Below are 11,149 nucleotides of genomic sequence, written 5' to 3' on the forward strand. Positions count from 1 at the left end.
GGAGTCGAATATGTCGATCTTGGAAACTGATCTAGTATCGCGGCAACCGACAAATCGTGGTGTGCTCGCTACGACGTAGACGGGTTGGCGGACGCGGCCGACGATCCCCGATCCGGTCGGCCTCTCGTAGCCTTAGGTCATCGCGAGGTCGTCTACGCGATCTTGGATGTCGACTCCGAAGAAATGCGGTGTCACCCAGGGGAGTTCGCGGCTGAGCGATACACGTCGGGAGATCGGAACGATCCGCAAGGTCCGGGAACTGGCGGGTCAGACTCGAATACATACGAAGATGAGAGGTGCAGCTCCCAGCGGTTTGGCGCCTGGGACCGCAGGTCTCGCCGGACGAGATCACGGAGTTCATCGCCAGAAGAACTCCGTGGACGCAGTCGTTTGTCTCGGCGTAAACTGCCGAGCAGGTTCTCGCGAAACATTTACCGTAGAACTTCAAAAACGGGTCACCAGTCTATCTGAGATGGACGTTCCTGTTTCTGTTTTGGCTGGGATGCTGTGTCAGTCTAATGCATCTGCATGCGGGGTTGCCCGGGATTTAGTCGGACCTCAATACGGTTCCCAATTTGAGGAGAGGGTCTCCGCGCTGCCACGAATCCTCGCTGCGCTTAGGCAAAGCGAAATCAGAGAAAAGGATGTATGTGGTAGCTAAATATAAGAACTAGTATTCATATCTATTGGTTGAGAATTGCCGTCAGAAGCACTTCTGGCGAGGTTATTTGAGAATATCGACCGAAAAATTTACGAACGCTGTCATTATGAGTGAGTATCGAAATCTTCCTCTCGACGGTAAACCGAACTAAGGGCATTCTACTTTGTTAGCGTAGATGCTGCGATACCAGATAAGGCCTACCGTGTCTGCTGCCTCCTCTATCGTGGGTGCTTCTCCGCCGTGCCTCTCTGTTTCGACGTACCAATGGTAGGCGATCTGCTCCACCATTGTGGCTAGCGCAACGGCTGCATAATCTGGGTTTAGCGGAATTGTCGGTAAGTGTCGTCTTAGATACTTTTCTTTTCTTCGAAATGTTTTCTGCCTGAGATTCCACCACAATTGTGCACATTCAGGTACTGCGGCCGACATTTCAAGCAGGCCGGCGATCAGGTGGCGATTCTCGTAGTACGTTGTCAGGTATCTTCGCGATGATTCTCGCAGCGAAGCCAACCTGTCTCCCTTAATCCAGCTTCCATCAACAGCGGTGTAAAGATCCTCCACAAGTTCTTCAAGGATCTCAAGGAACAGTGTGTCCTTATTCTCGAAATACCGGTAAATTGCCCCAAGCGAGAGCGAACTGCGCTCGGCAATCTCCGCGACCGTTGCACCGAAGTATCCGCGCTCAGCAATAACATCCCGGGCGGCGACCATGATGCGGGCTCTGGTGAGTTGCCCCTTTTTGGTCGGTGCGGCCCTGGGTCTTGACTTCGAGACATCGACCACGAATGCGGCCATTGGCCACCCCTCCATCCAGAACGCTACTATGATTTCATTTTCATGCTAGCAAAGATGCCTCCCGAGTGCAGTTTGCTTCATTTGTAGTGAAGCGACCCGCCTGGCCGATCGTCCGCCAACCCCACGAATCCCCTTTTTTGAACCGTCCCCGCCACTTGCGATTGCTCTGCGGCTGTGAGGGCAAGAGTCCTCTTTTCGCGTTCTTCGAGACGCCGGTGAGCCCAACACCGGCGCTTCTCCAAACCGGTTCCACATCCGCACCGCCACCATCGAAAGGCCGTCCCTGCGCATGTACTTCAATCCCGCGATGAACACGCCGATATCTCCTGCCGCCGTGCGTCATTGACGTCGAGCTCGATCGGCCCAGCGCAAGAACAGTGAGATGCTTTCGGCATACGCCTTGGTCGTCGACTCCGCTCGCTCGCGCCCGAACCGCAGCTCCCGCAGATAGCTCTTGTCCGCGGGTCGACTTCACCTCGTAGGCATCATCGACCACCGCCCAATACGCGCCGCCAGATGGCATCCGAATCCGAAGAGCTTCGCACACGTGCCGCCACTTCATCGATCGACAATGAACCACAAAGCGGCCCGAAAAAACTGTCGTATAGGCGAGACCCACACAGTCTTGCCTATACGACGTCATGCCACAGTCTGAGAGCCCCCGAAGTAAGCGATGGCGCCGTCTTGTTCGCTTAGTTGGACATCGTAACCAGGATCTGCCGGGCGCGGTACCGTCAACGCAGTGAGTAGTCAGTCGCTGAGTCCGCAGGAGGCTCGGGATACCAAAGCCATCTTGTCGTGTTTTAGGTACCAACCGACGGTTTCACGGGTGAAGAGTGCGGTGAGTATCAAAGCGATGAGCATCAGACCTGCCAGGAAATAGAGGGCGTTGTTATAGCCGACCGGCGAATCGAATCCGCCGCCCATTCCGATCAGCCAGCCGATGACGTAGGGGCTGAATCCGCCGGCGTAGATTCCGATATTGACGATTGAACTCGCCACACCTGTGGAGCCATTTCCTGCCGAATCGAATGCAATGGCGTACACCAGTGTGTACGGAGCGTTCATCGCGAATCCGGCGAACAGTTGAATAGCAATGAGCGTTCCCAATCCTTGGTCGACGAACTGGAACAACAACATGTCCACTCCAATCCATCCAAGGACGATCATCAGGGACAGTTTGCGTCCGATTCGATCCGAGATCGCACCCCAGGCGATCTGGCCCAAGCCGCCGGTGATCGTGAACAATACGCTGTAGGCTGCGACTTCCGCGAAACTGAAGTTTGCAACAAAGGCTAAGTACTGTGGCAGCCAAAAGCTGAGGCCGAGATATCCAACGATCGCCAACATCGAGACTGCAGCGATGACTCCGATATTCGGGTTGCGCAACGCCTCTCGAGGCGTGATCGCCTGCGCAGCTTCGCTTTCGGTGACAAAGGGAGGGGTTTGGTCGGCAGCGGCGATACCGTCGATGACCGCTTCGTAACGCCGTTTGGTGGCGAACCACCAATAGATGGTGAAGGCGATCGCCACGGGGATGGGGAAGTAGAGGAACACGACGCGCCAATTGTCGGATCCGTAGTGGGCCAGAATCGCGCTGACAGCAAACCCGCCAATCAGTGTTCCCCATGGGTAGCCGGTGTGATGAATTCCCAGTGCCATGCCCCGACGTTCTTTGGACCACCACTCGCCAGCGGAGGCGACCTCGATCGCCTCACCCGCCCCGCCGATCGCGTGCGAGAGGACCTGCAGAACGATAAGACCGCCAAGTGACGCAGTCAGAATATCGAAGCCAGTGAGGAAGGTGAATATGGTGTAACCGATCAGGATGGGGAGATGACGGTATTTGCGTCGCCAACCGTGCCCGCCCTTGTCTGCCCAAACCATCGCCGGGACGCAGATCAGGGTGGTCGACATCATGATCAGCGTGGTGACCAATCCCGCCGAGCTGGGACTGAGGTCGAACTCCTCGGTGATTGACGGAAGCACCATGTAGATCATTTGGCGGGAGATCGAGTCGAGGCCGTAGACCAACCACAGAAATATCAGGGAGAATGCCGAAATCGTCATTCCCCGGCGGACTCGGCTGCTGCGAGCTAACGCGGATGTGGATTCCATCGTCATGTACGTTTGCCTTTTCTCTCGGGGATGAGAACGCAGCAGCCCGTCGCGTGCTCATAGGGTTGTGGAGACGGCGCCTATGGGTTGTTCTCCGTCGCCGTTATGTCGAGATTTGATCAGCTTGTGGAGCTTGTTCGTGCACGATCAGTCCCCGAATGTTCTTGCCGTCCAGCATGTCCTGGTATCCCTGATTTACGTCTTCGAGGCGATACCTCGTAGTAACCAGTTCGTCGAGTTTGAGATTGCCGGTGTCGTAGAGGCGCAGCAACTTGACAATGTCGTACTGCGGATTTGCCGACCCGAAGAGCGAACCCTTGATGGTTTTCTCGTGCAACGTCAGATCCCAACCCGACAGGTGCACGGTCATCTTGTCCGGATTGGCCAACCCGGTAATGACCACGGTGCCACCTTTGCCGATCACGGCGGTTGCCGCGCTGACGACATCCTCGTCGACCGTACCGACGAGGATAAGAGCCTGGTCTGCGCCCTGGCCCCAGGTCAGCTCATTGACCTTCTCGGAGGCGCTGACAGCGTCGGCGAAGGCGTGGGTGGCGCCGAATTTCAGGGCGGTCTCACGCTTGAATGCGACCGGATCCACTACAACGACATGCTTCGCTCCAGCGCTGACGGCGCCCTGGACAGCATTGATACCAAGTCCGCCGATGCCGTAGATAACGACGGTGTCGCCGGTGCGGACTCCGCCCGTATATACCGCTGTTCCCCACCCCGTGGGAACTCCGCAACCGACAAGCGCTGCCGTTTCCAGCGGTATCCAGTCGTCCACTTTGACCACCGAGTACTGGGAGATAGTTGCCCGTTCCGCGAAAGTGCCTAGCATGCATGATGCGCCGAAATCTATTCCGCCGGAATGAAACTTGAATGACCCGTCGGGCATGCAGCCCTCCATGATCGTGGCACCCATGTCGCAGAGGCTCTGACGGCCGGTGGCGCAGTACCGACACGTGCCGCAGTTCGGAATGAAGCTGCACACCACGTGATCGCCGGGTTTGACCCTTGTGACTCCGGGTCCGACCTCTTCGATGATTCCCGACCCTTCATGCCCGGCGACGATAGGAAAGCGCGGTTTTAGACCGCCGTCACTGAGATGCAGGTCGGAGTGGCACAACCCGGCGGCGACGTATTTGATGAGTACCTCACCGGGACCGGGTCCGTCGAGGTCCAGCTCCATGATTTCGAACGGTTTGCCGGCCTCGAGCAGGACCGCGGCTGTGGTTTTCATGTTTCTCTCCTTGAGCTCTGATGGTCGAGTTGGGTTCTTATGTATGGCGGAGCAAACGGCCATTCGTTGCTCGACCGGTAACACGTGATTACTGCCGAACTTCGTCTATCCGCCGTCAGTCAGTTCGGATGAAGAAGGCGGGGGAGGGGTCGTTGACCAACGTGATCGACTTGAGATGGGTATACATGTTGAGCGTTTCGGCACAGTATTCGCTGCCGATGCCGCTTTCCTTGTGTCCCCCGAATGGGGATCCATCGATCATGTTGAAGTACTTGTTAATCCATACTGAGCCAGCTTCGAGAGCATCGGCGGTTTTCATCGCGTTCCCGATGTTGCTGGTGTAAAGACCCGCCGCGAGCCCATAGCGCACCCCGTTGGCTTCCCGCACCATGGTGTCGTGGTCGTTCCACCGGATCACCGACAACACCGGGCCGAAGATCTCCTCCTGGGCGATCCTCGAGGAATTGTCGGTGACGAAGATTGTAGGCTTGACGAAGTAGCCGAACTCGTTGCCAGGCACGACCGCCCGTTCGCCGCCGATCAAGAGTTCCGCACTTTCGCCCTTGCCGATTTCGACGTATCTCAGTACCCGTTCGCCTTGTTCGGAGGACACCAAGCAGCTCACCACCGTGGCTGGGTCGAGCGGCGCGCCGACAACAATGCGCTCGAATCCGGCGACAAGCTTCGGCACGAAGGTGTCGAAAATGTCGTCATGCACGAATAATCGGGTACCGGCGAGACACGATTGGCCGTTGTTGTGCGCAACCGCGAACGCCACATTGTCGACGATTGCGTCGAAGTCGGTGACGTCGGGGAAAACGATGTTGGGGCTCTTCCCCCCCAGTTCGAGTGAAACTGGGACCAATCGGTCCGCACCGGCTCGAGCCACCACGCGCCCGACTTCGGTACTTCCGGTGAAAGCGAGCTTTTTCACGTCTGGGTGCGCCGTGAGCGCCACACCGGCTTCCTCTCCCAGACCTGGGACGATGTTGACAACGCCCGGAGGGAAGATGTCACTGATGATCGCGCCGAGTTCGAGGGTTGACAGTGTGGCGTTCTCGTCGGGTTTGAGTACGACGGTATTGCCGGCGGCGAGCGCGGGAGCCATCTTAAAGGCTGCCATAATCGCAGGTGCGTTCCACGGGATGATCTGGCCGACTACGCCGATCGGCTCGCGTTTAGTGATTGCTACGCCATTCGGAACGGAGCGATTCCAGCCAGTGTGGGTCAGCGCCGCGGCCGCGAAAAATCGGTACTGATCTGCGGCCCTAGCGTGGTCGATCACTGTTTCCCCGAGATGGCGGCCGATATCGAGGGAGTCGATGAGGGCCAGTCGGTCAATGTTGGCATCGATCGCGGCGGCGAGTTGCACCAACATCGCCGACCGTTCCTCGACCGGGGTCACAGACCAGGCAGGGAAGGCTGCTCGGGCGGCGGCAACGGCCTCGGCGATATCTTCTTTCGACCCGCGCGTGACGTCGGCGAGATGCTCGCCGGTTGCAGGATTGGTTGCAGCGAAGGTCGCGGTGGTTGCTGAAGCGAAACGACCACCAATCAGCGGCTGGTAGCGCTCCGCGAGTCCAACTTCTGTCCCCACGGGTTCTTTGAATATCGTCATGTGAGTGTTCCATTCTGCGCGGGTTCCCAAGGGACTGCGTCTGATTCGTGATCTGACGATGCGATGTATGGCGCACTGCATGCTTCGTTCTCGGTGTTGTGGCCGGGCGCGGATATTCATATCTGGCGCGCTGGTAGTGAAGTCCCGACCCTTCGATTGAAGCGTGGCGAACATCACAAGTAAATGTGATTTCACTATTTCTACTAGCTGGTCTTCTCTGCGTCAAGGGCGCTCAGGATTCGCTAGCTGATCGACGGCGCGTTAATGGCGAGCTGCCGTGTCGGGAACTTTCCGCGTCAGGGGAATAGAGGCTCGATGACAATGGGACTGTTGGAGCGGGTCGAGGTTGCGAGCGCCTGGGCACAGGGGGGCGCCGATTCGACGTTCGATCCCCGTGATTATTTTCAGTCATGGATTGCTGGCGCGCTTCGGTGCATACGACTGTTCGCTGGGCCGCCATGCTCCGCTCATTGTTAGAGTCGGGTCGTGGTGCTCCAGGCTGTGGGACGCTGATTGCTGACGCAAATCGCGAGCGATTCGGAGCCATCGGAGTTTCTTGGGCATGCATCCGATTCTTTGAAACACGTTGGCTTCCAGGATGGCTGACGTGTGCCACTAATATACTAGCGGCTGGATTGCACAACGCGGGTGATCGCCGACCGACTCTGGCTATTGCTGAGGGCATTCGATTGTTTCGCCGGCGTGGGAGTGTCGGTCCGTCGAAGGCAATCAACCAGGCGCACGACAGTTGTGGAGCGGGGGACCGAAAGGCTATTCCAAGAAACGTGGCTTGATGGGCTATCAACACGCTCCGGTGCCGGTGCCGGTCCCGCGATCGCCAGAGGATGAGTCTGTCTGCCCGGCGGAGGGCGTACGGGGTGCCGCCGCACAGTCCTACACGACCGCCAACGATATTGGGCATCCGAATCAAGCGGTTGTGCAATAGCGCTCATGTCATGGCTACCGCACGGCAGTGAAACCCGGGCACTTACAGCTTCTGTGCGCACCCTCTGCGAGCCAGGCGATTCAATCTACTCGACTTCTAGCTCTCGGAACCTGCGGGACGGAGTTCTCGATGCTGGCCGTTCGTTCCGCATTGTCCGCGCAAGTTAATCGACTTCAGGGTGCGCTACTCGTGTCTGGATGCTCTCGACGGTCGAGACTTCTCTGGGCTCGGTTCGAACTAACCGAAAGAGTCAATATGTTCCATATCGGCTGCGCAGCAATGGCATTCGAATAGGAAGAACGATAGAGTGGCGAGCTCGGTGAGTCGCAAGCACTGCAACGACGAAACAATCCCGTCCGGGTTCTTCCACGATGCGTATGCGTCAGAATGCTCCACATCCGTCGTCAATCGTCGACGATAACGATCAGAACGAGGAATCACGATAGGTCTGATTGCTGATCCCAGCAGTGGACTCGAAGGCAAATCCGTTGTCAACTCCCGCGTTGAGGTGTTGGTGTCGCCAATCGCCAGTCGGTTGACGCCAGGAGTGGCGTGCGTTATTGCGACTTCCCTCCGGGCAGACTCGCGACTTCGGGGACTGAGCCAAATTCGAAATTCGAGGACGGTAGCGGGCCCGGTGCTCGGTGAGCAACATTGGCGAGTGAGGGTCCGCCACTGCCTGACGCTGGGATGTATCGAGTTTTCACTGATAACGGGCATGACGTCGCTCGTCGCGTCTACGGTTCGGTCGGTCTCGATACCAACGCTCTCACTGCCGGGTGCCGACGTACGATCTTTTCGTATATTCCGACGGATGCGCGAGTGCTGAAAAGGGCACCGGCAAGCCAATTCGGCGCGCTTACCGACAATGAGCGGCGGTTGATCCCGTCGACGATTGCCTGACCCGCCTTTCCTACGGAGGTAGGTCGCCCGATGAAGCTGGGCATTGCTGCCCAGACGTCGGATACGTGTGCGATGGCGTCACTTGCCATGGGCGTGTCGATAACGCCGAAGTATGCGACGCCGACATCGATACCCGACGTGGCCATTTCGAGGCGCAGGCTGCGGGCGAATCCGTCGACCGCGTGCTTGCTCGCTGCATACGAGGCGATGGTTGGCACTGGAACGAGCCCCGCAATCGAGGAAACACAAAGAATGTAGCCGTTGGACTCGGTTAGATGCGGAAGTGCCGCGTGCACGGTGTGGAAGACGCCGAGAACGTTCACATCGAGTATTCGCTTGAACTGCGCCGAGTTTGACTCGGCCACTGTGGCTGAGGGATCCATAACTCCGGCGTTAGCGACGACGGCATCCAATCGACCAAAGTGCCGTCGAGCCGCCTCGACGGCGCAATTGATTTGAATCTCATCGGTCACATCCGCCACGAACGCTCTCGCGTCGGGGCCCAGTTTAAGGGCGAGTTGGTTCACCGTGTCGGCGACCTGGTCGACGAGCGCCACCTGGGCCCCGCGAGCGATCAGTCTGCATGCTGCATCGGCGCCGATGCCTTGGCCTGCACCTGTAATGAGGACAACTTTGCCTGTCATCTGATCAACCACCACGACTCCTTGTGCCGGCCTGGACTGTGCCTGAGCGGCAAGTCGGTGACTTGGAGTCAAGTCGACCACATGACGACTGTCAAGTCAGTGACTTGTCAGTGTGGGTGTGCTGACATGATGGAGTGATGGTGAAGGCGCATAGAGCAGAAACGACGACGGCAGGCGCAAGGACTGGCGGAAGTGTCTTTGAGGTGCGGGAGGCGATTCTGAATGCGGCGGTCTCGGCGATGGAAAAACACGGGTACGCGGGCACTTCGGTGCGGGAGGTTGCGAGGCGCGCGGGGGTCAGCCAAGGCGCCCTGCAGCATCATTTTCCAACCAAGACCGCACTGGTGGAGAGTGCGTTGCTGACACTGACAGCTCAGCTATATGAGAAAGCGGTACAACAGTCTATAGCTCTTCCCGTGGGGGGGCCGGAGCGTTGCTCGGCGGTTCTCGACGCTCTGTGGCAGATGCATAATCTCCCCATCGCTCATGTGATCACCGAGTTAATCGTTGCTGCGCGAACTGACACCGAGTTGAATCGGAGCGTGGCTGGCGGTGTCAAGAATGCGCACGAGCTGACGATCGCCATGACTGCGCGGATCCTGCCGGAGCTTTCTGATAGATCCGACTTTGCCGATTGGATTCTCGCGTGCGTGGCAACTATGCGTGGATTGGCCGTTTTGGCTTCGCTGGATTTTGGGCCGCGCAAAGTCGTCGACTGGCCCCGGACGAGAGAGATTCTGCTCGAGGTGGTCTCGGATCAGTGGTCGACGAGTTGACCTAAACTTGCCGTGGCAAGAAAGGCTCGAATATGTATCGAGTCTTGGGCCTGGAGGTTGGTTGCGCAGCATGCTTCTGCCGATGGTTGTCGACGCCTATGTATCAGGCGAGTGGAGTCAGCCCGACGCCGCCGGTGGATACTATGGGGTGGTGGCTCGGGTCTCGACTTTTTCGCGCCCGCGTATTCAGATGCTGCGGGAACCGTCACAGAATAGAGTTCTCGCGCTCGTCTTTGAGATAACCGAGCGCTCACACTGGGCATTGCATAACCTTGCGTCCAGGCACAACTACGGACTGCCTCGAAGACACATCGCCGATGTAGTGAAGTAGGCATCTTCATGATCGAAGGTCGAGCTCATCACGAAGTAGTTCGGCTCATCCACTTTCAGGGGTCGTGGGCGAAGTCCTCTGCGCTGAAATAGTTAATCTCGTCGATATCGATGAGAAGTCGGATGTCGTCAGGGCGGTGGTGCGCCAAGGCGGTGTTCGGATCCCCGTGGCGTAAATCGTCAGTTGAATTCGTTGCATCACAATCGATTTGGTCCAACGTCAGTTGTGGCCGAACGTACAGAATACGCGTATCTACATCGCAAACATGGGGTCGAGCGTGCCGCGCGTACCCTGTCTTTGTCCTTTGTTGGACTGCTCCCTTCCGGATTGGCGACGAGGCGGCCGCGGCCGACCTGCTCTGTTGACGTTGAAGTCGAAGACTTGATCAGTCCACGCGTTCGCTCGGGACAGACGCGTTCCCCTTCGCGGTCGGCGAGTAGTGGCAGGGGTGCTGAACGATTACCTTCGCTCCGAGTCGGGCGAGCTAGCGTTGCGGTTGTCGGGAAAGAGCTTTGATGGCAGATTGTCAAACCGATTTGGCATGTGTTGGGAATATCTAATTCATGATTTCAGTGCCTTCAGTTTTTCCGTGCCTGGTCGAACTCAGGGATCAGCCCGGACCCGAATAGCGCCTTCAGGTCTCGATCAACTCGCCGATCCCTGACGCTGTCACTTCGATGACCCGAGCCGAGCCGATGTCGAAGAACAGTCCGGCGATATGGAGGCGACCGTCCACGCGGGCCTGACCGACCAGAGGATGGCGTTCGAGAGTCTGCAATTGGACTGCAACGTTGACCATTCCGAGCTGATCGACCTCCGAGAAACCTGCCTCGGCCGCAGCACGCGCGACCGGATGGCCACTCGTATATGCCTGCAGACTCGTCTCCGCATGCCGCAGCCATTCCCCGACAACTCCCGCTTCCGACGAACTGTTCGTCAGGAGTGCTTGCATTCCGCCGCAGCCCGAATGTCCGCACACGATCACCGAACTGACACCCAACTCGTCGATCCCGAAGGCCAGTGCCGCTTCCACCGACGTATCGCGGCCGCCGGCAGGAACCAAGTTTCCGACGTTGCGCACAGTGAACAGGTCACCTGGGCCACTGCTCGTGAT

7 protein-coding genes are annotated in these 11,149 nt (G+C 57.9%); 1 reads left to right on the forward strand and 6 read right to left on the reverse strand.

What is annotated here, in order from left to right; all coding sequences use genetic code 11:
• Nucleotides 1-808: 808 nt before the first annotated feature.
• From AC1DVN_RS29650 to AC1DVN_RS29670, 5 genes are all read right to left on the reverse strand, one after another.
• Nucleotides 809-1,456, reverse strand: coding sequence for a TetR/AcrR family transcriptional regulator (locus AC1DVN_RS29650; RefSeq protein WP_477994684.1), 648 nt, complete (start codon nt 1,454-1,456; stop codon nt 809-811).
• 750 nt (nt 1,457-2,206) lie between these two features.
• Nucleotides 2,207-3,574: an MFS transporter gene (locus tag AC1DVN_RS29655; protein ID WP_477994686.1), complete on the reverse strand. Its 1,368-nt coding sequence runs from the start codon at nt 3,572-3,574 to the stop codon at nt 2,207-2,209.
• A 103-nt stretch (nt 3,575-3,677) separates the two neighbouring features.
• A complete protein-coding gene (locus AC1DVN_RS29660) occupies nt 3,678-4,817 on the reverse strand; it encodes an NDMA-dependent alcohol dehydrogenase (RefSeq protein ID WP_477994688.1) in 1,140 nt (379 codons plus the stop codon).
• 115 nt (nt 4,818-4,932) lie between these two features.
• The gene (locus AC1DVN_RS29665; protein WP_446837043.1) at nt 4,933-6,435 is read right to left on the reverse strand and encodes an aldehyde dehydrogenase family protein; all 1,503 of its coding nucleotides are present in this window, start codon (nt 6,433-6,435) and stop codon (nt 4,933-4,935) included.
• A gap of 1,683 nt (nt 6,436-8,118) precedes the next feature.
• The gene (locus tag AC1DVN_RS29670) at nt 8,119-8,940 is read right to left on the reverse strand and encodes an SDR family NAD(P)-dependent oxidoreductase (protein WP_477847663.1); all 822 of its coding nucleotides are present in this window, start codon (nt 8,938-8,940) and stop codon (nt 8,119-8,121) included.
• Nucleotides 8,941-9,065: 125 nt separating this feature from the next.
• On the opposite strand from AC1DVN_RS29670, the gene AC1DVN_RS29675 reads away from it, so the two are divergent.
• Complete coding sequence (locus AC1DVN_RS29675) at nt 9,066-9,704, forward strand: TetR/AcrR family transcriptional regulator (RefSeq protein WP_477847661.1); 639 nt, start codon at nt 9,066-9,068, stop codon at nt 9,702-9,704.
• Between the two features lie 965 nt (nt 9,705-10,669).
• On the opposite strand, the gene AC1DVN_RS29680 is transcribed toward AC1DVN_RS29675, so the two are convergent.
• Nucleotides 10,670-11,149, reverse strand: a 480-nt coding sequence (locus tag AC1DVN_RS29680; RefSeq protein WP_477994690.1) for a carbonic anhydrase, incomplete at its 5' end; no start/stop codon positions are given.

This window comes from Rhodococcus sp. P4_E4, assembly GCF_056401575.1.